The organism is Kitasatospora sp. NPDC088861, assembly GCF_044750105.1.
Lineage (GTDB): Bacteria > Actinomycetota > Actinomycetes > Streptomycetales > Streptomycetaceae > Kitasatospora.
The window spans coordinates 82,189-106,334 of sequence record NZ_JBIVJF010000012.1 but is presented as its reverse complement, the minus strand read 5'-3'; the positions used below and the strand labels follow the sequence as shown (position 1 = coordinate 106,334).

The window sequence follows — 24,146 nt, the reverse complement described above, 5'->3', positions numbered from 1 at the left end:
TGACGGGGGTTGGACCACGGGGGCTCCTTGCCGGGCGGCAAGCAAGTACTCGTAGGATGACGCCCAAATCCACTTACCTGCCGACCGGCTAGGGAGCGCCGCCGCGCGTCTCCCACCGGTCCAGCCGTCGCCCGGCGTCCCGTCCCCCAAGGGCTGCGGTGAACCATGCCCAGGAGGCATCGAGCATGTTCCACCGACTAGGACAATTCGTCGTACGCCGCGCGTGGTGGGTGATCATCGCGTGGGTGATCGGAATGATCGCCGTCCTCATGACCGCGCCGAAGGTCAGCTCGCAGACCGACGAAGCCGCGTTCCTCCCCAAGCACTACGAGTCCATCCAGGCCGCACAGGTGCAGGAGCGCGCCTTCCCGGCCGCCTTCACCCCGGGCGCGCTCGCACTCTTCGAGCGCAACGACGGCGCCGCGTTCACCGACGCGGACAAGGCCGCGATGGGCAAGCTCGTCCAGGACCTGACGGCCAAGAAGATCGACGGCGTCGAGAAGATCATCCCGCCGTCCGACCAGCTGGGCATATCCCCGGACCACAAGTACGCGATGGCCATGATCGCCGTCGACAAGTCGAAGCAGCAGGACCAGAACGGCACCGCGGACATCGCCAAGGCCCTCCGCGACGACGGCAAGGCACTGGCCTCCGGCACCGACCTGAAGTTCCAGCTCGGCGGCCCCGCCGCCCAGGCGCTCGACCAGAAGGAAGCCTCCGGCTCGGCCGAGGGCATCATCACCATGGCCACGGTGCTCCTGGTCATCGTGATCGTCGGCATCATCTTCCGCGGCATCCTGGCCGGCCTGCTGCCGGTCCTGGTCTCGCTGATGATCGCGCTGCCCGCCTCCATCGGCCTGATCAACTACGCGACCGACATCTTCAACCTCAAGAGCACACCCATCCTGATGGCGATCCTGATCGTCGTCGTGCTCGGCGTCGGCACCGACTACTTCCTGTTCCTCGCCTTCCGCTACCGCGAGCGGCTGCGGGCCGGCGACGACCGCAACGCCGCCGTGGCCAACGCGGTCGGCCGGGTCGGCGAGGCGATCGCCTCCGCCGCCGGCGCCGTCACCATCGCCTTCGCCGCGCTGATCCTCTCCAGCCTCGGCATGTTCCAGGCGCTCGGCCCCGCGCTGGCGATCGCGGTCGTGGTCACCGCCCTGGCCTCGCTCACCCTGGCCCCCGCGCTGCTCGCGGTCATCCCCGCCCGCGCCGTCTTCTGGCCCGGCAAGAAGTGGACGGACGAGCCGAGCACCGCGCGCTTCACCGCGCTCGGCCGGGTCGTCCAGAAGCGCCCGGCGCTGGCCGCCGTCGCCTCCGGCGGCGTACTGGTCGCCCTGTCCGTGGGCGCGCTCGGCTACAACGGCCTCTTCGACATGGCCGGCAGCTCCATGCCCAAGGACAAGGAGTCGATGGTCGTCCAGGACAAGATGGCCAAGGGCTTCTCCGCCGGCGCCGCCGACCCGAGCCAGGTCTACCTGAGCAGCACCGACGGCAAGAAGCTCGACCCGGCCTCCTTCCCGGCCTACGCCGACAAGCTGCAGGGCGTCGGCGGGGTGTCCAAGGTCTACCTGCCGAGCGCCGACGCCAAGAGCATCAGCGCCGACGGCGCCACCGCCCAGTTCACCGTCATGCTCAAGGACGCCCCGACCAGCAACGAGGCGATCGACGCGGTGACCGAGCTGCGCACCGTCGCCCACGCGCAGGCCCCGGCCGGCAGCGAGGCCAAGGTCGGCGGCCTCACCTCGGTGTTCAAGGACATCAACCTGGCGATGACCCACGACTACAAGCTGGTCTTCCCGATCGCCGGGCTGCTGATCCTGCTCATCCTGGCCCTCCAGCTGCGCAGCGTGGTCGCCCCCTGGTACCTGATGGCCTCGGTCGGCCTCGGCTTCAGCGCCACGCTGGGCGCCACCACGCTGATCTTCCAGAAGATCGGCAACGAGACCGGCCTGATGTTCATGATGCCGATCCTCATCTACCTCTTCGTGGTGGCGATCGGGACGGACTACAACATCCTGATCATCGCCCGTCTGCGCGAGGAGGCCCGCGCGGGCCGCAGCCCGCGCGAGGCGGCCCGCGAGGCGCTGCGCCACGCCGGCCCGACCGTCGCCGCGGCCGGCTTCATCCTGGCGGCCTCGTTCGGGACGTTCATGCTCGCCGGCAACACCTTCATGATGGAGTTCGGCTTCGCGATGGCCTTCGGCATCGTGCTGGCGGCCTTCGTGATGGCGATGTTCTTCACCCCGGCGCTCACCGCGCTGATCGGAAACCGGGCCTGGTGGCCCGGCCACGGCGCCGACCCCGAGCACGGCCACGGCGCAAGCCTCGGTGCCGGCCCGGCGCCGGCGGCGGACGCGTACGGCGTGCCGGAGCCGGCCGGACGGCGCTGATCGCCTCGTTCGGACACGGGCGACGCCCGACCGACGCGCCAAACAGGCGGCGTCCCGCTTCGGCGGGGCGCCGCTTGCCCCCTTTCCCTGGCCGTCAAACGTGATCTGTTGAGCACAAAAGTCCCCGGTCAATCGGGGTGTCGCCGTGCTACAGTCGACTCAGTTGCAGTTTTGGTTCCCATGAACGCATGTGTGCGCCTGCTGGTCCAACCAACAGGCGCATTTGTTTTGTCCGGTGTTTCAGTCTCCGGATGGGGATCGCGGCTACTCCGGGGTTCACGCGGTGTGAATCCCTGATGCCCCAGTTTTTTGAGGAGACGGTTATGGCTACCGGCACCGTGAAGTGGTTCAACAGCGAAAAGGGCTTCGGCTTCATCGAGCAGGCCGAGGGCGGCCCGGATGTGTTCGCGCACTACTCGAACATCCAGGCCAACGGCTTCCGTGAGCTCGTTGAGGGCCAGGCCGTCGAGTTCGACGTGACCCAGGGCCAGAAGGGCCCGCAGGCCGAGAACATCCGCGTCATCGGCTGACGTCAGCCTCCACGCTGACTCGCGATCTCGCGAAGCGGGGGCCCGTACCACACGGTGCGGGCCCCCGCGCATGCCGCCGTACGGCCGGGGCGGCGAGTTTCCTACCGACGGCCGACCAGCCCCCACCCGGGGCTGCCGACCGACGTACGGAGACTTCGTGACCACCCCTGCCCGCCCGCCGCGTGACCGCGCCGCCCGCACCACCGACCAGGCCCGCCGCGGCGAGAACCCGCGCCGCAGCGCCGGCGCCGGCCGCGGCGAGAACGCCGGTCGCACCGGCGCCGGCGACCGCGCCCGCCGCGGCGAGAACCCGCGCGCCACCGGCGACGCCGAGCGCGCCCGCAAGCCGCGCGGCCGCACCGGCGCCCCCAAGAACACCCGCGCCGCCGCCGTGCCCGAGGCCGCCGACTTCACCGTCGTCGAGGGCACCCCGGCCCGGCCCCCGGCGGACACCTTCGCCGAACTGGACCTGCCCAAGGGCATCCTCAGCACGCTCACCCGCGAAGGCGTCACCGCGCCGTTCCCGATCCAGGGCGCCACGCTGCCCGACTCGATCGCCGGCCGCGACGTGCTCGGCCGCGGCCGTACCGGCTCCGGCAAGACCCTCGCCTTCGGCCTGCCGCTGCTCGCCCGCACCGCCGGGCGCCGCGCCGTCGCCCGCTACCCGCTGGCGCTCGTCCTGGTGCCCACCCGCGAGCTCGCCCAGCAGGTCACCGACGCGCTCACCCCCTACGCGACCGCCGTCAACCTGCGGATCACCACCGTCGTCGGCGGCATGTCGATCAACCGCCAGGCCAACGCCGTCCGCCGTGGCACCGAGGTCCTGGTCGCCACCCCCGGCCGGCTCGACGACCTGATCGGCCGCGGTGACGTCAACCTGTCCGACGTCGCCATCACCGTCCTCGACGAGGCCGACCAGATGGCCGACATGGGCTTCCTCCCGCAGGTCAGCAAGCTGCTGGAGCAGGTCGCCGAGGGCGGGCAGCGGATGCTGTTCTCCGCGACCCTGGACCGCAACGTCGACCGCCTGGTCAAGCGCTTCCTCACCGACCCGGTCACCCACTCGGTCGACCCGTCGGCCGGCGCGGTCACCACCATGGACCACCACGTCCTCCAGCTGGACCAGGCCGACAAGGCGTCCACCACCGCGCACATCGCCTCCCGCGACGGGCGCGTGATCATGTTCGTGCACACCAAGCACGGCGCCGACCGCCTCACCAAGCAGCTGCTCGCCACCGGCGTCCGGGCCGCGGCCCTGCACGGCGGCAAGTCCCAGCCGCAGCGCAACCGGGTCCTCGACCAGTTCCGCGACGGCCACGTCACCGCGCTGATCGCCACCAACGTCGCCGCCCGAGGCATCCACATCGAAGGCCTCGACCTGGTCGTCAACGTCGACCCGCCGGTCGACCACAAGGACTACCTGCACCGCGGCGGACGCACCGCCCGGGCCGGCGAGTCCGGCACCGTCGTCACCCTCGTCCTGCCCGAGCAGCGCCGCGAGGTCAACCGGCTGATGACGGTCGCGGGCATCCGCCCCACCGTCACCAAGGTCCGCCCCGGCGACGCCGACCTCGCCAAGATCACCGGTGCCCGCACCCCCAGCGGCGTCGCGGTCGCCGTCGCCGTCCCCGCGCCCGCCGAGGCCCCCGCCGCCAAGGCCGACGCCAAGTCCGGCAACCCGCGCCGCCGCCCCGGCAAGCGCTCCGCGCTGCCCGCCGACGTCGACATGAACGGCAACCCGCGCCGCCCCCGCCCCAAGCAGCGCATGGGCGGCGCCGCCACCCAGGGCGACCGCCCCCAGGCGGCCGGCTTCATCGGCCGCTCCTCCGGCCGCGCCAAGCCCGGCAGCGGCGCCAAGTCCGGCTCCAACTACGGCACCGGCCGCCAGCGCCGCGCCATCGACTGATCCCCGGCGACCGCCCGACGGCCCGGCCCCCTCGCACCGAGGGGGCCGGGCCGTCTCGTCGTGGACCCGGCTGTCCGACGGACACCATCACCCCGCGGCGGTCCGACCCGGGCGAACCTCCGTTGATGTTGGTCATGTGCAGTGCTATGTACATCACCACCATCGATCGACGGAGGTATCCGGATGTCCGTGACACAGATCGACATCGATGACGACGCACTGGAACGAGCAATGACGCTCGCCGGAGTTCGGACCAAGAAGGACGCAGTCAACCTGGCACTGCGCTTCTACGCCGAGCGGCAGGAACGTGCTGCCCGGATCAGCCGGCATTTCGAGCGGGCTCGGCACTGGGGAGCCGTCGAGGACGCAGAGCGGATGCACCGAGCGGAGAAGGACGCCCGGTGATCTATCTCCTCGACACCTCCGGACTCGTCCGGTTGTTGGGCGAGCCCAAGCTCCTGGCCGTCTGGTACGACGCGATCGACGCGGGGTCGATCGCGTCGTGCTACCCGCAGCGCGCGGAGTTTCTGCACAACGCGCGCAGCGGCCGGGAGTACGACGAGATCACCGAGATGTTCGCCGACCTGTACCCGGACGTCTCGGTACCGAAGAACGCTGGGCGCTGGATCGACACGGTTCAGCGGCGCACGGCCCTCGCCGGGCAGCACCGTAGTGCCTCCGCGGTCGACCTCATGATCGCGGCGACGGCCGCGCACCACGGCCTCACGGTCCTCCACGACGATGCGGGCTACCGCACGGTGGCGCGGCACGCCGCCGACCTGAGCGAGCACAGCATCCTCGATCACGAGTGAGTCGGCCCCGTGGTCAGGCGGTGAGCGTCCGGGGCATCGTGGCGGCCGCACGCGCCTCGTCGTAGCGCTCCAGGAGGAGGGTGGCGAGTTCGGGGGCGGGGCCCAGGACGGCGGCGACGGCGTCCGCTCCGGCGGCGGCCTCGGCGATGCGGTCGGGCAGGAGGCCCGGGGCCAGCAGGTAGGGGGAGACGGCGGTGCGGGCGGCGCCCGCGGCGCGCAGGGCGGCCAGGGCGTCGGGCACGCGCGGGCCGGTGGCGGAGGCGTAGGCCACCTCGACGGCGGCCCAGCCGCGGCCGCGGCGCCACGTGGTGGCCACCGCGCGGGTGGCGGCGTCGGCGGCCGGGTCGGAGGAGCCGGCCGCCGCGAGCACCACGCCGGTGCGGGCCCGGACGGCGGCCGAGCGCACGTCCACCCCGGCTTCGGCGAGGCGGCGGTCCAGGGCGGCGAGCAGCAGCGGCGACGGGCCCAGGACGGCGGCGACGGGCAGGGCCGCGCCGGCCGTGCGCAGGGCGGCCGGGACGTCGTGCTTGGCGTGGTAGGCCCGGTTGAGCAGCAGCGGGACGGCCACCGCGTCGTCGAGCCGCCCGACGACCTGCGGGATGCGCGGCGCGCAGTGGTCCAGGTAGGCGGTGGCGACGTCCAGCCCGGGGCGCAGCGCCCGCACCTCCTGGACCAGTGCGGCCACGGTCGCGGCGTGCCGCGGGTCGCGGCTGCCGTGGGCGATCAGCAGGAGGGCGGGCATCGGCGTCGGCCTTACTTGACGGCGGCCAGCAGGCCGCGGTTGCGCAGCACCCGGCGCTCGACCGGGGTGAAGACGAGCAGTTCGATGGCGATGCCGACGAACAGGATCAGGATGATGCCGAGCAGCACCCCGGACATGTCGGAGAACTCGCGCTGGTCCTCCAGGAACCGGCCCAGGCCCCGGCCGAGGTCGGGGGAGGAGGCGACGAGTTCGGCGGCCATCAGGGAGCGCCAGGAGAACGCCCAGCCCTGCTTGAGGCCGGCCAGGTAGCCGGGCAGCGCGGCGGGGATCAGCACGAGCCGGGCGCCGGTGAGGCCGGTGGCGCCGATGGTGCGTCCGGCGCGCAGGAACAGCGGCGGCACCTGGTCGATGCCGGCGACCAGGCCGTTGGCGATGGAGGGGACGGCGCCGAGCAGGATCACCGCGTACATCATCTGGTCGTTGATGCCGAGCCAGATGACCGCGGCCGGCACCCAGGCGACCGAGGGCAGCGACTGCAGGCCCTGGAGGACCGGGCCGATGGCGGTGCGCACCGGCCGGACGCGGGCGACGACCAGCCCGATCGGGGTGCCGATGACGCCGGCGAGCAGGAAGCCGGACAGGCCGCGCCAGACGCTGGTCCAGATGATCGAGAACAGCGTGCCCTGGTACCAGAGCTCCTGGGCGGAGTGCCACACGTCGGTCGGGCTGGGCAGCTTGTAGGCGGAGGTGAGGTGCAGGCTGTAGGCGCCCTGCCACAGGGCGAGCACCACGAGGACGCCGATCAGTGGCGGCAGGGCCTTGGTCCGCAGCGCCTCGCCGAGCGAGCCGCGCTGGGCGGAGACGGCGTCGAGGGCGTCCAGGCCGGCGCCGACACCGGCGGTGTCCGTGGCGGCGGCCCTGTCGGTCCTGTCGGCCTTGTCGGTCTTCTCCAGGACCGGGGTGCTGTCAGTGCTGGCCATGGCGACGGATCTCCCCACGCAGTTCTTCGGTGATCTCGATGGACAGGTCGGCGACGCCGGTGGACTCGATGCGGCGCGGCTGCGGCAGGTCGATCCGCCACTCGCGGGCGACCCGGCCGGGGCGGGAGGAGAGCAGGACGACGCGCTGGGCCAGGCGCACGGCCTCGCGCACGTTGTGGGTGACGAACAGGACGGACAGCTGCCGCTCGGCCCAGATCCGGGTGATCTCGTCGTGCAGCACGTCGCGGGTGATGGCGTCGAGCGCGGCGAACGGCTCGTCCATCAGCAGCACCTGGCTGCCCTGGGCGAGCGCGCGGGCCATCGCGACGCGCTGGCGCATGCCGCCGGACAGCTCGTGCACGCGCTTGCCGTACGAGCCCTTGAGGCGGACGAGTTCGAGCAGGCGCTCGGCTTCGGCGCGGCGCTCGGGGCGGGGGACGCCGGCCAGCTTGAGGGCGAGTTCGATGTTGCGGCCGGCGGTGAGCCAGGGGAACAGCGCGTGCTCCTGGAACATCAGCGCGGGACGGCCGCCCGGCACCTCGATGGCGCCGGCGGTGGGCTGGTCGAGGCCGGCGACCAGGTTGAGCAGGGTGGACTTGCCGCAGCCCGAGGCGCCGAGCAGGGTGACGAACTCGCCGGGCGCGACGTCGAGGGTGATGTCGTCCAGGACGTGGGTCTGCGTGCCCGGGCGGCCGAAGGACTTGTGCACGTGCGAGATCCGGACGGCGGGCGCGGCGCCGCCGGCGTCGGCGCCGGCGGTGTCCGCCGAGGTGGTCAGTGCCGGTGTCATCCGGGCACCTCCTGCGTGAGTGGTCTGGCTGAGGGCTGGCGGAGCGGGGCCGGGGCCCGGCCCCGCCCGTCCCGGTGGGCATCGATCGCGGATCGACCGGGCGGGCGGGGGTCCGGACCGCGGAGTCGGGGGCGGACTCGGCGCGGCTCGGCGTTACTCGGCACCGCTCGGTGCCGTTTCGGAGCCGGGTGGCGCTACTTGGCGCCGAGTCCGGCGTCCGCCACGGGGCCCTGGCCCTTGGCCGCGAGCACCTTGTCGAGCAGGGTGAGGTCGTAGATGCCGTTCAGGTTGGGCTTCTTGAGCAGCCCGGCGGTGACGGCGTGGTCGGCCTCGGCCTGGAGGGTGTTCGCCAGCGGGTCGTCGAGGAAGTCGATGTCGGCCCAGGCCGGGTCGAGGATGGCCGGCTCCAGCGCGTTGCCGGCCTCCTTCTTGATCGCGTCGTTGGCGTCGGCCTTGGCCTTGTCCGGGTTGGCCTTGATGAAGGCGTTGGTGTTCACCGAGCCGCGCAGCACGGCCTCCACCACGTCCGGGTGCTCCTTGAGGAACTTCTGCGAGACGATGATGTTGGTGATCACGAACTTCTTGTCCGGCCAGACGTCCTTCTCGTTGAGCAGGACCTTCGCGCCGAGGGTGACCAGCTTGGAGGCGGTGGGCTCGGGCACCCAGGCGCCGTCGATGGAGCCCTGTCGGTAGGCGTCGGGGGTGACCTTGTTGTCCGTGCGCACCACCGAGACGTCGCCGGCACCGGACGCCGCGTCGACCTTGAAGCCCTTGCCGGCCAGGTAGTTGAGCAGCGCCACGTCCTGGGTGTTGCCCAGCTGCGGGGTGGCGATCTTCTTGCCCCTGAGGTCGTCCAGCGAGGGGATCTTGTCCGGGTTGACCACCAGCTTGACCCCGCCGGAGGCCGAGCCGCCGATGATCTTCAGGGACTGGCCGTCGGACTTGGTGTAGCCGTTGATCGCGGGGGAGGGGCCGATCCAGCCGATGTCGATGGAGCCGGCGTTGAGCGCCTCGATCTCGGACGGGCCCGCGTTGAAGACCTGGGTCTTGATCTGGGTGGCGCCCAACTCCTTCTGGAACAGCCCCTCCTGGAGGCCGACCAGGGCGGTGCCGTGGGTCAGGTTCGCGAAGTACCCGATCTTCACGGTGTCCGCGGACAGCTTCGCGCCGGAGGCGCCGGCCGAACTGGCGGCGGAGTCGGCGCCCGCCTTCTTGTCGTCCGCCTTGGAGCCGTAGCTGCACGCGGACAGCAGGGTCACGGCGGTCAGGCCGGCCACCGCGGCCACCGCGGAGCGTCTGATCCGGCCGGCGTCGGGGCGGGCACGGGTATGCGAGAGGGCCGGGTTCGGGGCCATGGTGAAGTCCTGTTCATCGACGGACCGTCAGGAGGCGGTCTCGGGGACGTGGCGGTCGCCCGTCGGGGCGGCCGGGGGTCGCAACTCAGCGCTGTCGGCCCGCACATCGGGTCAGGCCGCCCTGGCCGCTGCCGAGGACGCCGCTGCCGATGCGGCCGCCTTCCTTGTCCATGTCCGAGAACGCCTCGCTGGGCATCAGACCCAGTCCTCCTCAGCGGGTTCGGTGGCGCGTACGGTCGCGAAGGCCTCGCCCGCCATGCCGGCGGTGAGGGTGGTGCCGTCGGCCGGGTCGATCAGCAGGAACGAGCCGGTGCGGCGGTTGTCGGAGTAGGCGTCGAGTGCCAGCGGCTCGGCGGTGCGCAGCACCACGTGGCCGAGGTCGTTGACGTTCAACCCCTCGGCGCCGGAGCGCTGTTCGAGGGTGTCGCCCGCCTTGGTCGGCAGAGCGATGCGGTAGGTGATGTCCTTGACCAGCGCGCGCACGGTGCGGGTGGTGTGCTTGAGCAGGACCTTGTCGCCGGCGCGCAGCGGGCGCTCGTAGAGGTGGCTGACGGTGGCCTCGATGTCCCTGGTGGGCGCGGGGATCACGCCGGCCGCGATCAGGTCGCCGCGGGAGACGTCGAGGTCGTCGGCGAGCCGGACGGTGACCGACTGGGGTGCCCAGGCGAGGTCCGTCTCGCGGCCGAGCGCGTCGATCCCGGCGACGGTGGTGGTGTGGCCCGAGGGCAGTACCGTCACCGGGTCGCCGACCCGCAGCACGCCGGAGGCCAACTGCCCGGCGTAGCCGCGGTAGTCGGGGTGCTCCTCGCTCTGCGGGCGGATCACGTACTGGACCGGGAAGCGGGCCGGCTCGGCGCCCGGGTCGCTGCCGACCGGGACGGTCTCCAGGTGCTCCAGCAGGGTCGGGCCGCCGTACCAGTCCATGTGCGCGGACGGCTCGACGACGTTGTCCCCGGCGAGGGCGGAGATCGGCACGGCCACCACGTCGCCCACGCCGAGCGAGGCGGCGTAGGCGGTGAACTCCTCGGCGATGGCGGCGAAGACGGGCTCGGCGTAGTCGACCAGGTCCATCTTGTTGACGGCCAGCACCACGTGCGGCACCCGCAGCAGCGCGGCGACGGCGGCGTGCCGGCGGGTCTGCTCGACGACGCCGTTGCGGGCGTCGACCAGTACCACGGCCAGTTCGGCGGTGGAGGCGCCGGTCACCATGTTGCGGGTGTACTGCACGTGCCCGGGGGTGTCGGCGAGGATGAACCGCCGCCGGGGGGTGGCGAAGTAGCGGTAGGCCACGTCGATGGTGATGCCCTGCTCGCGCTCGGCGCGCAGGCCGTCGGTGAGCAGCGCGAGGTCGGGCGCTTCCTGGCCGCGGCCCAGCGAGACGCGTTCGACGGCCTCCAGTTGGTCGGCGAGCACGGACTTGGAGTCGTGCAGCAGGCGGCCGACCAGGGTGGACTTGCCGTCGTCGACGGATCCGGCGGTGGCGAAGCGCAGCAGCGACGTGGCGGTTGCTTCCTGGGTGGTGCTGGTCATCGTTAGAAGTACCCCTCGCGCTTGCGGTCTTCCATCGCGGCCTCGGACAGCTTGTCGTCGGCCCGCGTCGCGCCGCGCTCGGTGAGGCGGCTGGCGGCGATCTCGGCGATCACGGCCTGGATGTCGGTGGCGTCCGAGTCGACGGCGCCGGTGCAGGACATGTCGCCGACGGTGCGGTAGCGGATCAGCCGCCGCTCGACGGGCTCGTTCTCCTTGGGGCCGCCCCACTCACCGGCGGTCAGCCACATGCCGCCGCGGGAGAAGACGTCCCGCTCGTGGGCGTAGTAGATCTCCGGGAGGTCGATGCCCTCGCGCTCGATGTACTGCCAGACGTCCAGCTCGGTCCAGTTGGACAGCGGGAAGACGCGCACGTGCTCGCCGACGGCGTGCCGGCCGTTGTACAGCGACCACAGCTCGGGGCGCTGGCGGCGCGGGTCCCAGGCGCCGAACTCGTCGCGCAGGGAGAACACCCGCTCCTTGGCGCGGGCCTTCTCCTCGTCGCGGCGCCCGCCGCCGAACACCGCGTCGAAGCGGTTCGTCTCGATGGCGTCGAGCAGCGGGACGGTCTGCAGCGGGTTGCGGGTGCCGTCCGGGCGCTCGCGCAGCCGGCCGTCGTCGATGAAGTCCTGGACGTGGGCGACGTGCAGGCGCAGGCCGTGCTCGGCCACGACGCGGTCGCGGTAGGCGATCACCTCGGGGAAGTTGTGGCCGGTGTCGACGTGTAGCAGCGAGAACGGCACGGCGGCCGGGTGGAAGGCCTTGAGTGCCAGGTGCAGCATGACGATGGAGTCCTTGCCGCCCGAGAAGAGGATCACCGGGCGCTCGAACTCCCCCGCGACCTCGCGGAAGACGTGCACCGACTCGGCCTCCAGCACGTCCAGGTGGGACAGCGCGAAAGGGCCCCTGGCCGGCTGGTTCTGGGCGTCGGCGGTGCGGACCGGGCCGTCGGTCGCGGTGGTCATGCGAGACCCCTCTCGGTCAGGAAGGCGTGCAGCTCGGCGGCGGACTCGGCGACCGCGCGGCCCTGCGTCTGGATCCGCAGCTCCGGCTTCTCCGGCGCCTCGTACGGGTCGTCCACGCCGGTGAGGCCGGCCAGCTCCCCGGCGGCCTGCTTGGCGTACAGGCCCTTGACGTCGCGTTCGGCGCACAGCTCGACCGGGGTGGCGACGTGGACCTCCAGGAACTCGGTGCCGGCCGCCGCGTGCCGCTCGCGCACCGCGGCGCGCGAGTCGGCGAACGGGGCGATCACCGGGGCGAGCACCTTGACGCCGTGGGCGGCGAGCTTCTCGGCGACGAAGCCGATCCGGGTCACGTTGGTGTGCCGGTCCTCGCGGGTGAAGCCGAGGCCCTTGGAGAGGAACTCGCGGATCTCGTCGCCGTCCAGGACCTCGACCCGGTGGCCCTCGGCGCGCAGCCGTCCGGCCAGCGCGAAGGCGAGCGTGGTCTTGCCCGCGCTCGGCAGCCCGGTCAGCCACACGGTGGCGCCGCGCTCGCAGGGGGCGGCCGCGGGGGCCGCCTCCGCGGCTCCGTCGGCGGCCCGGGTGTGAGCTGTCACAGTCTCAAGTCCTTCGTCGGTAGTGGGGGGTGGGTCAGAGGTGGATGCCGCACTCGGTCTTGCCGGAGCCGGACCAGCGCCCGGCCCGGGCGTCCTCGCCCTCGGCGGGCTTGCGGGTGCAGGACAGCGGCGAGCAGCCGATCGAGGTGTAGCCCTCCCACAGCAGCGGGTTGAGCAGCACCCCGTGGGCGGTGACGTAGGCGTCCACGTCCTCCTGCGTCCACCGGGCGATCGGGGCGATCTTGACCTTGCGGCGCCGGGCGTCCCAGGACACCACCGGGGTGTCCGCCCGGCTCGGGGACTCGTCGCGGCGCAGCCCGGTCGCCCAGGCGTCGTAGCCGCCGAGGCCGCGGTTGAGCGGCTCGACCTTGCGCAGCGAGCAGCACAGGTCCGGGTCGCGGTCGTGCAGGTGCGGCCCGTGCTCGGCGTCCTGCTCGGCCACGGTGCGCAGCGGCCTGAGGGTGATGACGTTGACCGGCATGGTCGCGGCCACCGCGTCCCGGGTGCCGATGGTCTCCGGGAAGTGGTAGCCGGTGTCCAGGAACACCACGTCCACGCCGGGGAACACCGAGGAGGCGAGGTGGGCGACGACCGCGTCCTCCATCGAGGAGGTGACGCAGAAGCGGCGGCCGAAGGTGTCGGCGGCCCAGGCCAGGATCTCCTGGGGCGTCGCCTCCTCCAGCTCGCGGCCGGCCCGGACGGCTATCTCCTCGTGGTCAGTCTTCGCGCTGGTCACCGGACGAACCCCCGTCGTTCGCAGTCGAGTTGGCCGAAGTCGTGGCGGCCGAAGCCGAGTTGGCCGCGGTCGAGGCGGTCGAGGCGGTCGAGGCGGTCGAGTTGGCCGCGGTCGAGGCGGTCGAGGCGGTCGGGGACAGCAGGCCGAGGAACTTCAGCTGGAAGGCGCGGCGGCACCCGTGGCACTCCCAGGCGCCGTGCCCGGCCTCGGAGGGGCGCAGGTCCTCGTCCCCGCAGTACGGGCAGAAGAACGGCGCGGCACGCTCACTCACGACAGCTGCTCCTCGCCGGCCCGGGCCGCCCACTGGGCGAAGCGCTCGCCCTCGGTGCGGTCGGCCTGGTAGCGGGTCAGGACGCGCTCGACGTAGTCGGGCAGGTCGTCCTTGGTGACCTTGAGGCCGCGGACCTTGCGGCCGAACCCGGCCTCCAGGCCGAGCGCGCCGCCCAGGTGCACCTGGTAGCCCTCGACCTGCTCGCCGTTGCCGTCCGGGACGAGCTGGCCCTTGAGGCCGATGTCGGCGACCTGGATGCGGGCGCAGGCGTTCGGGCAGCCGTTGATGTTGATGGTCAGCGGTTCGGCGAAGTCCGGCAGGCGCTTCTCCAGCTCGTCGATGAGCGTGCGGCCGCGCTCCTTGGTCTCGACGATGGCGAGCTTGCAGTACTCGATGCCGGTGCACGCCATGGTGCCGCGGCGGAACGGCGACGGGGTGACCCGCAGGTCCAGCGCTTCCAGGCCGGCCACCACCGAGTCGACCTGGTCCTCGGCGATGTCGAGGACCAGCATCTTCTGTTCGGCGGTGGTGCGCAGCCGGTCGCTGCCGTGCGCGGCGGCGAGGTCGGCGATCTGGCCGAGCAGCCGGCCGTCGACCCGGCCGACGCGCGGCGCGAAGCCGATGTAGTACCGGCCGTCCTTCTGCCGGTGGACGCCGACGTGGTCGCGCCAGCGGCCGCTGGGCTCCTGCGGCGCGGGGCCGTCGACCAGCCGGTACGCGAGGTACTCGTCCTCCAGCACCTGGCGGAACTTCTCCACGCCCCAGTCGGCGACCAGGAACTTCAGCCGGGCGCGGTTGCGCAGCCGGCGGTAGCCGTAGTCGCGGAAGATGCCGATGACGCCGCCGTAGACGTCGGCCACCTCGTCCAGCGGGACCCAGGCGCCCAGGCGCACGCCCAGCTTGGGGTTGGTGGACAGCCCGCCGCCGACCCACAGGTCGAAGCCGGGGCCGTGCTCGGGGTGGACCACGCCGACGAAGGCGATGTCGTTGATCTCGTGCGCGACGTCCAGCAGCGGGGAACCGGAGACGGCGGACTTGAACTTGCGCGGCAGGTTGGAGAAGTCCTTGTTGCCGATGAAGCGCCGCTGGATCTCCTCGATGGCGGGGGTGCCGTCGATGATCTCGTCCTCGGCGATGCCGGCCACCGGGGAACCGAGGATGACGCGCGGGGTGTCGCCGCAGGCCTCGGTGGTGGACAGGCCGACGGCCTCCAGCTTCTGCCAGATCGCCGGGACGTCCTCGATCCGGATCCAGTGGTACTGGACGTTCTGGCGGTCGGTCAGGTCGGCGGTGTTGCGGGCGTACTGCTCGGAGACCTCGGCGATCGCCTTCAGCTGGGCGACGGTCAGCCGGCCGCCGTCGACCCGCACGCGCAGCATGAAGTACTCGGCGTCGAGCTCGTGCGGCTCCAGGATCGCGGTCCTGCCGCCGTCGATGCCCTCCTTGCGCTGGGTGTACAGGCCCCACCAGCGCATCCGGCCGCGCAGGTCGGCGGGGTCGATCGAGTCGAAGCCCCGGTGGGCGTAGATCGTCTCAATACGTGTCCGTACGTTGAGACCGTCGTCGTCCTTCTTGAACTGCTCGTTGGCGTTCAGGGGGGTGAAGTGGCCCATGCCCCACTGGCCCTCGCCGCGGTGACGGGTCACCTTGCGAGGCGCGGCGGGGCGGCGCGCGGCGGCGCGGTCGGCCGTGGGCTCGGCGGTCTCGGGGGTGGTGGCCATGGTGAAGTCCTTCGGGGCAGATGGCTCTGACGCCGGGTGGGTCGCTGGGGGTGCGTGGCGGTGCGGTGCTGCTGTGACCTGCGGGTATTCCCAGGGCCGGGGAGAGCAGTGACCGTGGCCGGCCGGGCGCCCGCGCGTCCGCTCCAGCGGGGACTGCGAGGTGGGTGGCGCCGGGTGCGGTGGTGCGGCGGGGTGGGCTCAGATCGCCGGACAGATGGCGCTGGACACGCGAAGGAGATCGACGTGGAGTCGACCAACTAGGGTGGTTCCGGCGCTCGGCATGGCAAGAGATTGGCACGGCGCGGGACTCGCGGTCCACTAACATCCGGATGGCGGACGCTGAGGTTTCGACATGTGAGACTGCCGGGGATCCCCGCCGCTCCCCGCCCCGACGTCCGTCCACGCGCCCGTACCCCGGGGGAGATCAACCGCGCGGCCCCGGCCCGATACCGTTAGACCCGTGCAAGCAGCAGGCGAGACGAGCAGACCGAACCCCGAACGGCCCTCCCGGCGCCGGGGCAAGGGCTCCCGACGCGCGGCCAAACAGGCCGCCTGGCGCCGCACGGCGTGGGAGCTGGTCAAGGACACCACCAACACCTGCGTCGAGTACCGGGTCACCGGACTCGCCGCGGAGGCGGCCTTCTTCACCCTGCTGTCGATCCCACCGCTGCTCCTCGGCCTGGCCGGCACCCTCGGCTACCTCGACGAGTTCCTCGGCGCCGGCACCATCGACCGGCTCAAGCACGACATCGTCTCGGCCTCCGGGACGGTCCTGTCGGACTCGTCCGTCAAGGAGGTCGTGGTGCCGCTGCTGGACCAGGTCTTCGCCCACTCCCGGCCCGACCTCGTCTCGATCGGCTTCCTGCTGTCGCTGTGGTCCGGCTCCAGAGCGCTCTACATCTTCATCGACACCATCACCGTCATGTACGGGCTCGACGGCAAGCGAGGCATCGTCAAGACCCGGCTGATGTCCCTCGGCCTCTACTTCGGCGCCCTCGTCATCAGCTCCCTGGTGCTGCCGCTGCTGATGGCCGGACCCGGACTCATCGAGAACGCCGTGCCCGGCGTCGCCGGACTGGTCGGCGCCGCCTACTGGCCGGTCGCCATCGTGCTGCTGATCGTCTCCCTCACCACCCTCTACCACCTGGCCGTCCCCGTCTCCACCCCCTGGCGCGAGGACGTCCCCGGCGCCCTGGTCGCCCTCGTGGTGCTGGTCGTCTGCAGCGTCGCCCTGCGGATCTACCTGGTCAGCTCGGTCGAGGTCCCCTCGGTGTACGGCTCGCTGGCCGCGCCGGTGGCCGTACTGCTGTGGATCTTCGTGGTCGCCCTGGCCGTCCTCATCGGCGCCGCCATGAACGCCGCCATAGACCGCCGCTGGCCCACCCTGGAGACCGCCGACGCCCGCGCCGAGAACGAGCGCGCCCAGGAGGAGGCCGCCGCCGCCGTGGTCCGCGAGGTCGCCGCCCGGCGCGCCGCCGAACGGGCCCGGCGCGCCCGCGAACTCGGCCTCGCCGAAGGCGCCGAGGAGGAGTGGGGCGAGGAGGACGGCGACGACGTCGACGTCCCCTCCGAGTACCCGGAGCGCTGGGCCGACGTCCTGGCCGCCGACAACGTCCGCGGCCGCCTCACCGCCCGCGGCGGGCCCCACCACCGGCCCGGTCCGCCCCCGCCGGACAGCGACCGGCCGTCCGGGCCGCCGCCGGAGCGGCGGGCGCCCGACTACCCGCCCCGGCCGCCGTGGGAGCGGCAGTAGGGGCAGGGTTCCGGCACCACGACGAACGGCACAGGGCCTCCCCCGCGGGATGCGGGGGAGGCCCTGTGCCGTTCGTCGTCTCCTGGTGCCGGTTCGCCGGTTCGCCGTCGCCCGTTGCCCAGAGGGCGGCCCGGGGCCCGGCGGTGGGTCAGGCGGTGGGTCAGGCGGTCGCCGGGTTCGGCGGGAAGGGGGACGGCGGGGCCGGGTGGTACCCGTACGGGGACTGCTCGGCCGGAGGGTGCGGGGCGGCCGGGTTGACCTCGGTCCGGTCCGGATCCGGATCCGGGCCCGGGGCGGCCGGGCGTGGGAGCGTCAGCTCCGGGGCCGTCGGGTTCGGGCCGCTCGGCGCGGTCGGGTTCGGGCTCGGATCCATCGCGGCCGGACCACCCGGGGCCGCCGACCGACCCGCCGGCCCGGCCTGCGCCGGGAGCGGATCGGGGCTCGGCGGCGCCGGCTCCAGCGCCGTGCGCCCGGCCGAGTCGCTCAGCTTGATCAGCAGCGCCACGATCAGCCAGTTCGCCAGCAGCGACGAGCCGCCCGCCGCCAGGAACGGCAGCGCCTTGCCGGTCAGCGGCACCAGCCCGCTCACCCCGCCGACCACCACGAACACCTGCAGCGCCAGCGCCGTCGACAGTCCCGTCGCCAGCAGCTTGCCGAACGGGTCGGTCAACCCGACCGCCGTCCGCAGCCCGCGCTGGACCAGCAGCAGGTACACCAGCAGCACCGCCGTCACCCCGGCCAGGCCCAGCTCCTCGCCGATCGTGGTGAAGACGAAGTCGCTGCGCCCGGCGAAGCCGATCAGCCACGGCCGCCCCGAGCCCAGGCCCGTCCCGGTCAGGTGCCCGGTGCCCAGGCTGAACAGCGCCTCGGCGGGCTGGTCGGAGATGATCGCCGGGTCGTGGTGCTCCTTGTAGATGTCGAGCGGGTGCAGCCAGGCCTCGACGCGCCCGTGCACGTGCGGCTCCACGGTGCCGACCACGGCCGCGCCGCCGACCGCCATCAGCAGGCCGAGCACCACCCAGCTGGTGCGCTCGGTCGCCGCGTACAGCATCACGACGAAGACGCCGAAGAAGATCAGCGAGGTGCCGAGGTCGCGCTCGAAGACCAGCACCAGCAGGCTGACCACCCAGATCGCCAGCACCGGGCCGACGTGCCGCCCGCGCGGCAGGGTCATCCCCCAGATCTTCCGGCCGGCCAGCGCGAGCGCGTCCCGGGAGGCCATCAGGTAGCCGGCGAAGAAGATCGTGATCGCGACCTTCACGAACTCGTCCGGCTCGAAGGAGAGCCCGAACAGGCGGATCCAGCGCTTGGCGCCGAAGTCCTCCGCCCGGCCCGGGAAGAACGCGGGCGCCGCCAGCAGGATCAGCGCCCCCGTCATCAGCAGGTACACGTACCGCTGGAAGAACCTGTGGTGCTTGATCAGCACGATCAGCGCGATCGCCACCGCGACCGAGATGAACACCCACATCAGCTGCGAGGGCGCGGCCGGGAGCTTCTGGTAGTCGCCCTTCCTCGCGTGCGCCGCCGCGTAGGAGATGTCCAGCCGGTCCAGCAGCATCAGCCCGAAGCCGGTCAGGAAGACGCCCAGCGGCAGGATCAGCGGATCCGCGTACGGGGCGAACCGCCGCACCGCCAGGTGCGCCGCCCCGGCCAGGCCGCCCAGCGCCAGGCCGTGGACCAGCAGCCCGGGCGGCATTTTGCCGGTCAGCGCCAGATCGGCGTCGACGTGCCCCGCCAGACAGACGGCCACCGCGAGCGCCAGCAGGCCCAGCTCGATGTTGCGGTGGCGCGCCGCCAGCCGGCGGCCCTCGCCGCGTGCAGTGCTTTGCACCCTTGTCGTCCCCTTGTCATCACCCGCGTGGCCGGTATCGCCGACGGTGCATCCTGCCAGACGAACACGCCCCTGCGCCGGTTGCGGTCCGGGGGCCGTCGAGGCCTGAACTTTGCCTGGGCAAAGCTTTTTCCGGGCTCGGTAAAGCTTTGTTCAGGTGCAGGTATAGAGGCGGGCCCCGGGCGCGGCGGGCCCCGGCCGGGAGGCCATCATGGCCGGGCGCCGCGGTCCGGTCCGCGCCGTCCGACGGACCGCCGGACGGCGCGGGCGGCGGCAGGGCGCGAACGAGGTGGGCGGACGGATGGACGGCGCGGTGCGAGTGCTCGCCTACAGCGGACCGCCGCCCTGGCAGTGGTCCGACCTGGCCACCTCGTGGACGGCCGAACCGCTCGTGCTCGCCCTCTCCGTGCTGCTCGGCGGCTGGTACCTGGCCGCGGTGCGCACCGTCCACCGGGCGGGCGGCGAGCGCTGGCAACCGTCCCGCACCGCCGCCTTCCTGGGCGGGCTGCTGCTGTGGATCTGGTGCACCTGCTCCGGCCTCGGCGTGTACGAGCGGATCCTGTTCACCGACCGGGCCGTCCAGGTCGTGCTGCTGCTGATGCTCGTCCCGCTGCTGCTCGCCCTCGGTGCGCCGGTCTCGCTGCTGGTCGCGGCCGCGCCGCCGGCCCGGCGCGAGCGCATCCTGCGGGCGCTGCGCAGCCGGCCGTCCAAGGTGCTGATGTTCCCGGCCGTCTCCACCGCGCTGCTGATGGCCCCGCCGTGGCTGCTCTACTTCACGCCCTGGTACGAGGAGTCGGTGTCCAGCGCGTTCGGGAACGTGCTGCTGCACCTGGCGCTGGTGCTGCTCGGCCTGGCGTACTTCTGGCCGCGGCTGCAGATCGACCCGGTCGGGCGCGAGTACCCGCACCTGGTCGGGCTGTTCATCACCTTCGCCGAGGTGATCTTCGACGCGGGGCTCGGGCTGGTGCTGATCTACGGCGGCCACCTGGTCGCCGAGCACTACTACGTGGCGCTCGGGCGGCCGTGGGGGCCGAGCCTGGCGCAGGACCAGACCTGGGGCGGCAACATGCTCTGGGTGCTGGGCGACCTGGTCGGGCTGCCGTTCCTGGCCGCGCTGGTGCGGCGGATGGTGGTGCAGGGGCGGGAGGAGATCAAGGCGGTGGACGCCGAACTCGACGCCCGTTTCGAGGAGGCCGCGGCGCGGGCGCAGGCGGCGGGGCTGCCGGCCGAGGAGGAGGCCGGGATGCGGCCCTGGTGGCTGGACGACCCGAACCTCAAGCACCGGTACGGCGGGTAGTCGGCTCCGGAAGGTAGTCGGCTCCGGAGGGTAGCCGGCTCCGGCGGGTTCCTGAGCGAGGGCCCGCACTTCTGTAGGTCCAATGCTGGCCCCCTGTGGATCCCTTCACCGCGTTTCCGCAGGTCAAAAACCAGTTGGCCCTGCCACCCCGACCCGCTAGCGTTTCTCCCGTCCAGATCGGGGGCCTTCACGGCCGCCCGAGGAGTAGAGAGCAGGAGGTGAACCCCGTGGTCGTTGTCGCCCCGATAGCTGCCTTGGGCAGTACTCGCGTTCACCTCCTCTTCCCGGCCGCCGGCTGACCCTTTCCGCGCCAGCCGCAGCCCGCCGGGATCATCTCCTCCCGAAGGGCCCACCGCGTTGTTCAACGCTGCCTCCACTTCGTCGTCCCCCTCCACCTCTGGCTCCCTCTCTGACGAGCTGCCGCTGTCCGGCTACGGCTGGACGCCCGAGCTCGCCGAACTCTTCACCCCGCTCGCCGAGGCCGGGCTGATTCCGGCCCGGATCGTCCGGGTCGACCGCGGCCAGTGCGACGCCGTGCTCGCCGATCCGGAGACGGGCGAGCCGCGCACCGTCCGGCTCGACACCCGCCCGGTCGGCGACGCCGACATGATCAACTGCCCGTGCACCGGCGACTGGGCCGCCGTGGACCTCCACGCCCAGCCGATGGCCGCCGTCACCGCACTGCTGCCCCGCTCGACCGCGATCATCCGCAAGGTGGCCGGCAAGCGCTCCGACGGCCAGGTGCTCGCCGCCAACGTCGACACCGTCCTGATCGCCGCCTCGCTCGCCGCCGATCCGGACCTCGGCCGGATAGAGCGCTTCCTCGCCCTGGCCTGGGAGTCCGGCGCCGACCCCCTGGTCGTCCTCACCAAGGCCGACCTGGTGGACGACGCCGAGTTCATCCGCGCCGACGTCGAGGCGGTCGCGCCCGGTGTCACCGTGCTCGTGGTCAGCGCCGGGACGGGCGAGGGCATGGACGTGCTGCGCGCCTGCGCGCCCGGCACCACGGCCGTGATCGGCCAGTCCGGCGTCGGCAAGTCCACGCTCACCAACGCGCTCGCCGGCGTCACGGCGATGGCCGTCCAGGAGGCCCGATCGGTCGACCAGAAGGGCCGCCACACCACGACCACCCGTGAACTGATCCCGCTGCCCGGCGGGGGTGTGCTCATCGACACCCCCGGGCTGCGCGAGGTCGGCCTCTACGGTGGCGAGGGCGTGGACCTGGCCTTCGCCGACATCGCCGGACTGGCCGAGGACTGCCGCTTCCATGACTGCGGCCACCACACCGAGCCCGGCTGCGCGGTGCAGGCGGCGCTCGCCGACGGCACCCTGCCGCAGCGCCGGATGGACAGCTACCTCAAGCTCCAGCGCGAGAACGAGTGGATCGCCTCCCGCTCGGACGCCCGACTGGCCTCGGCCCGGGCGAAGAAGTGGAAGTCGCTCTCCAAGTCGATGCGCGCCGCGGGAGGCCCCGTGAAGCGCTGACCAGGAAAGCCGACCAGGAAAGCCGACCAGGAAAGCCGACCAGGAAAACAGGAGGCCGCGGTCGGCCTCCGCCCGGGCCACCCGGCTCGGCGGAGGCCGGGCGGGCCGGCAGCCGGAAGTGCTTCAGGGCCACTGCGGTGGCGTCGTCCACGGTGAAACCCGGGTCACCGAGGGCGGCGAGCCGCCCTGGCCGGCGGCCAGACCGCGAGCAACGCGCGTGCGCCGGGCACTGCGGCGCGGTCTTCCCCCGGCGTGGACCCGGGGCGGGCTCGCCAGTGCGGGTCTCCCGGCATGGGCCCCTGTGCGGGCTGTGAGGGCCCCCGGCGTGGGCCCTCCGGGCCGGTGCTCGGGATGGGTGGGTGGAGGTGGGCGGAGGGTGGGGTGGGGGGAGGGGAGCGGGAGGGACCCCAACGGCCATGTCCGATTTCCGCCAGTCACCCCCCGCCCCAGTGCCGCAGACTGGACAGCGTGATCGACGACGACATCCGGTACCGAGCCGTGGACAGCCGAGACGCCCGCTTCGACGGCGTCTTCTTCACGGCCGTCACGTCCACCGGCATCTACTGCCGACCGAGCTGCCCCGCCGTGACCCCCAAGCGCGTCAACTGCGTCTTCTACCCCAGCGCCGCGGCCGCCCAGGGGGCCGGCTTCCGCGCCTGCCGCCGCTGCCGCCCCGACTCCGTGCCGGGCTCCCCGGAGTGGAACCACCGCGCCGACCTGGTCGGTCGCGCGATGCGCCTGATCGGCGACGGCGTGGTGGACCGCGAGGGCGTCGCGGGCCTGGCCAGCCGCCTCGGCTACAGCTCCCGCCAGCTCCAGCGCCAGCTCATCGCCGAACTGGGCGCCGGCCCGATCGCGCTGGCCCGCGCCCGCCGCGCCCAGACCGCCCGCCTGCTGCTGCAGACGACCGAACTCCCGGTCACCGACATCGCGTTCGCCGCCGGCTTCGCCTCGGTGCGGCAGTTCAACGACACCGTCCGCGAGGTCTACGACCGCACCCCCAGCGGTCTGCGCGCCGAGGTCGTGGCCGGCCGCCGCGTCGCGACCCCGGCCGGCGGCCTCACCCTGCGCCTGGCCTACCGCGGCGCGCTCGACAGCGACCACCTGATCGACTTCCTCGCCCTGCGCGCCGTCCCCGGCGTGGAGGAGGTCGTCCCCGGTCCGCGCCCCGGCGTCCGCACGTACCGGCGCACCCTGGCGCTCCCGTACGGGCACGGCATCGCCGAAGTCGACGGGCTGGCGCCGGGCGAACCGCGCACCCGCGGCTGGCTCGACTGCCGACTGCTGCTCGGGGACCTGCGCGACCTCCCGACCGCCGTCCAGCGCCTGCGCGGCCTGTTCGACCTGGACGCCGACCCGGACGCGGTCGACGAGCAGCTCGGCGCCGACCCCGTGCTCGGCCCCCTGGTCCGGGAACGCCCCGGCCTGCGCTCGCCCGGCCACGTGGACCCGCACGAGCTGGCCGTCCGCGCCGTGCTCGGCCAGCAGATCACGGTCGGCGCCGCCCGTACGCTGGCCGGCCGGCTGACCGAGAAGTACGGCACCGCGCTGCCCGAGCCGAGCGGCGGCCTGCGGCTGCTGTTCCCGCCGGCGGCGGTGCTGGCCACCGCCGACCCGGAGGACTTCGCGATGCCCGCCGCCCGCCGCCGCGCGCTCACCGGCCTGTGCGCGGCCTTGGCCGAGGGGGCGGTGCGACTCGACGGCGGGGTGGACCGGGAGGAGTCCGCGGCCCGGTTGCTGGCCCTGCCCGGCATCGGTCCCTGGACCGTCGGCTACCTGAGGATGCGGGCCCTCGCCGACCCGGACGTCTTCCTCCCGGGCGATGTGGGCGTCAAGCACGGCCTCGTCCGGCTCGGCGCCCCCGGCGACCCGAAGAACGCCGCCCGCGCGGCCGAGGCGTGGGCCCCGTGGCGCTCCTACGCCGTGCACCGGCTGTGGGCCGGGCCCACGAGCGCCAGCACTGGAACGGAGAAGGCAGAGGCATGAGCACCACCGTCTACACCACCATGGAGAGCCCGTTCGGCCGGCTGCTGCTGTCCGGCGTCCTGCCCGAGGGCGGCGGCGCGGCGGCGCTGGCCACCGTCACCGCGCCCGGGCAGAAGTACGCGCTGGCCGAGCCCGCCGACGACTGGGTCCTCGACCCGGAGGCGCTCGCCGAGCCGGTCGCCCAGCTGACCGCCTACTTCGCGGGCGAGCGCACCTCCTTCGACCTCCCGCTCGCCCCGGCGGGCACCGAGTTCCGCCGGCGGATCTGGGCCGCCCTGGACGAGATCCCGTACGGCGAGACCGTCACCTACGGCCAACTCGCCGATCTGGCGGGGGAGTCGCCGCGCGCGGTGCGGGCGGTCGGCGGCGCGGTGGGCGCCAATCCGCTGCTCATCGTCCGCCCCTGCCACCGCGTCATGGGCGCCAACGGCTCGCTGACCGGCTTCGCGGCGGGCGTGGACTGCAAGCGCCGGCTGCTGGAGCTGGAGAGCGGCACGCTGTTCTGACAC

The 24,146-nt window shown here is 72.9% G+C and carries 22 protein-coding genes; 10 read left to right on the top strand and 12 right to left on the bottom strand.

The genetic code is table 11. The features are described 5' to 3' along the window. Window positions 1-254: 254 nt before the first annotated feature. The 5 genes from ACIP37_RS21315 (at window position 255) to ACIP37_RS21295 (ending at window position 5,644) form a co-directional block, all read left to right on the top strand. Complete coding sequence (locus ACIP37_RS21315; RefSeq protein WP_363584208.1) at window positions 255-2,396, top strand: MMPL family transporter; 2,142 nt, start codon at window positions 255-257, stop codon at window positions 2,394-2,396. 323 nt (window positions 2,397-2,719) lie between these two features. Then, the gene (locus ACIP37_RS21310) at window positions 2,720-2,926 is read left to right on the top strand and encodes a cold-shock protein (protein WP_350881634.1); all 207 of its coding nucleotides are present in this window, start codon (window positions 2,720-2,722) and stop codon (window positions 2,924-2,926) included. A 157-nt stretch (window positions 2,927-3,083) separates the two neighbouring features. Further along, the gene (locus tag ACIP37_RS21305) at window positions 3,084-4,832 is read left to right on the top strand and encodes a DEAD/DEAH box helicase (RefSeq protein WP_400810796.1); all 1,749 of its coding nucleotides are present in this window, start codon (window positions 3,084-3,086) and stop codon (window positions 4,830-4,832) included. A 183-nt stretch (window positions 4,833-5,015) separates the two neighbouring features. After that, entirely contained in the window at window positions 5,016-5,237 is a 222-nt protein-coding gene (locus ACIP37_RS21300; RefSeq protein WP_350881630.1) for a type II toxin-antitoxin system VapB family antitoxin, read from the top strand. Then, window positions 5,234-5,644 (top strand): PIN domain-containing protein, encoded by a 411-nt coding sequence (locus ACIP37_RS21295; RefSeq protein ID WP_363584130.1) that lies wholly within the window; start codon window positions 5,234-5,236, stop codon window positions 5,642-5,644. The genes ACIP37_RS21300 and ACIP37_RS21295 overlap by 4 nt, the downstream gene beginning before the upstream one ends. 13 nt (window positions 5,645-5,657) lie before the next feature. Here the strand turns inward: ACIP37_RS21295 and ACIP37_RS21290 are convergent, their stop codons facing one another. From ACIP37_RS21290 to ACIP37_RS21240, 11 genes are all read right to left on the bottom strand, one after another. After that, complete coding sequence (locus ACIP37_RS21290; protein WP_400810794.1) at window positions 5,658-6,386, bottom strand: sirohydrochlorin chelatase; 729 nt, start codon at window positions 6,384-6,386, stop codon at window positions 5,658-5,660. Window positions 6,387-6,397: 11 nt separating this feature from the next. Then, the gene (locus ACIP37_RS21285) at window positions 6,398-7,327 is read right to left on the bottom strand and encodes an ABC transporter permease (protein ID WP_400810792.1); all 930 of its coding nucleotides are present in this window, start codon (window positions 7,325-7,327) and stop codon (window positions 6,398-6,400) included. Beyond that, window positions 7,314-8,117, bottom strand: coding sequence for an ABC transporter ATP-binding protein (locus tag ACIP37_RS21280; protein ID WP_363630256.1), 804 nt, complete (start codon window positions 8,115-8,117; stop codon window positions 7,314-7,316). Before ACIP37_RS21280 ends, ACIP37_RS21285 begins: the two co-directional genes overlap by 14 nt. 194 nt (window positions 8,118-8,311) lie before the next feature. Continuing rightward, window positions 8,312-9,472, bottom strand: coding sequence for an aliphatic sulfonate ABC transporter substrate-binding protein (locus ACIP37_RS21275; RefSeq protein ID WP_400810789.1), 1,161 nt, complete (start codon window positions 9,470-9,472; stop codon window positions 8,312-8,314). A gap of 195 nt (window positions 9,473-9,667) precedes the next feature. Next, entirely contained in the window at window positions 9,668-11,002 is a 1,335-nt protein-coding gene (locus ACIP37_RS21270) for a GTP-binding protein (protein ID WP_363584120.1), read from the bottom strand. Window positions 11,003-11,004: 2 nt separating this feature from the next. Then, entirely contained in the window at window positions 11,005-11,964 is a 960-nt protein-coding gene (gene cysD / locus ACIP37_RS21265) for a sulfate adenylyltransferase subunit CysD (protein WP_363584118.1), read from the bottom strand. Further along, window positions 11,961-12,557: an adenylyl-sulfate kinase gene (gene cysC / locus ACIP37_RS21260; RefSeq protein WP_363584117.1), complete on the bottom strand. Its 597-nt coding sequence runs from the start codon at window positions 12,555-12,557 to the stop codon at window positions 11,961-11,963. Before cysC ends, cysD begins: the two co-directional genes overlap by 4 nt. Before the next feature lie 34 nt (window positions 12,558-12,591). Beyond that, the gene (locus tag ACIP37_RS21255; protein WP_363584115.1) at window positions 12,592-13,293 is read right to left on the bottom strand and encodes a phosphoadenylyl-sulfate reductase; all 702 of its coding nucleotides are present in this window, start codon (window positions 13,291-13,293) and stop codon (window positions 12,592-12,594) included. Then, complete coding sequence (locus ACIP37_RS21250; protein WP_363584212.1) at window positions 13,274-13,564, bottom strand: hypothetical protein; 291 nt, start codon at window positions 13,562-13,564, stop codon at window positions 13,274-13,276. The genes ACIP37_RS21255 and ACIP37_RS21250 overlap by 20 nt, the downstream gene beginning before the upstream one ends. Next, complete coding sequence (locus ACIP37_RS21245) at window positions 13,561-15,285, bottom strand: nitrite/sulfite reductase (RefSeq protein ID WP_363584113.1); 1,725 nt, start codon at window positions 15,283-15,285, stop codon at window positions 13,561-13,563. The genes ACIP37_RS21250 and ACIP37_RS21245 overlap by 4 nt, the downstream gene beginning before the upstream one ends. A 198-nt stretch (window positions 15,286-15,483) precedes the next feature. After that, on the bottom strand, window positions 15,484-15,567 hold the full coding sequence (locus ACIP37_RS21240) for a putative leader peptide (RefSeq protein WP_347878562.1): 84 nt from the start codon (window positions 15,565-15,567) through the stop codon (window positions 15,484-15,486). A 178-nt stretch (window positions 15,568-15,745) separates the two neighbouring features. Between ACIP37_RS21240 and ACIP37_RS21235 the strand changes: the two genes are divergently transcribed. Then, the gene (locus ACIP37_RS21235) at window positions 15,746-17,038 is read left to right on the top strand and encodes a YihY/virulence factor BrkB family protein (protein WP_363584111.1); all 1,293 of its coding nucleotides are present in this window, start codon (window positions 15,746-15,748) and stop codon (window positions 17,036-17,038) included. A 160-nt stretch (window positions 17,039-17,198) separates the two neighbouring features. Here the strand turns inward: ACIP37_RS21235 and ACIP37_RS21230 are convergent, their stop codons facing one another. Continuing rightward, a complete protein-coding gene (locus tag ACIP37_RS21230) occupies window positions 17,199-18,869 on the bottom strand; it encodes an FtsW/RodA/SpoVE family cell cycle protein (protein ID WP_400810785.1) in 1,671 nt (556 codons plus the stop codon). A gap of 211 nt (window positions 18,870-19,080) precedes the next feature. Here ACIP37_RS21230 and ACIP37_RS21225 point away from each other — a divergent pair, with 211 nt between their 5' ends. The 4 genes from ACIP37_RS21225 (at window position 19,081) to ACIP37_RS21210 (ending at window position 24,143) form a co-directional block, all read left to right on the top strand. Then, a complete protein-coding gene (locus tag ACIP37_RS21225) occupies window positions 19,081-20,166 on the top strand; it encodes a cytochrome c oxidase assembly protein (RefSeq protein ID WP_400844283.1) in 1,086 nt (361 codons plus the stop codon). A 357-nt stretch (window positions 20,167-20,523) separates the two neighbouring features. Next, entirely contained in the window at window positions 20,524-21,651 is a 1,128-nt protein-coding gene (gene rsgA / locus ACIP37_RS21220; protein WP_363584105.1) for a ribosome small subunit-dependent GTPase A, read from the top strand. A 468-nt stretch (window positions 21,652-22,119) separates the two neighbouring features. Further along, a complete protein-coding gene (locus tag ACIP37_RS21215) occupies window positions 22,120-23,637 on the top strand; it encodes an AlkA N-terminal domain-containing protein (RefSeq protein WP_363584103.1) in 1,518 nt (505 codons plus the stop codon). Continuing rightward, window positions 23,634-24,143, top strand: coding sequence for a methylated-DNA--[protein]-cysteine S-methyltransferase (locus ACIP37_RS21210; RefSeq protein ID WP_363584101.1), 510 nt, complete (start codon window positions 23,634-23,636; stop codon window positions 24,141-24,143). Before ACIP37_RS21215 ends, ACIP37_RS21210 begins: the two co-directional genes overlap by 4 nt. Window positions 24,144-24,146 lie beyond the last annotated feature (3 nt).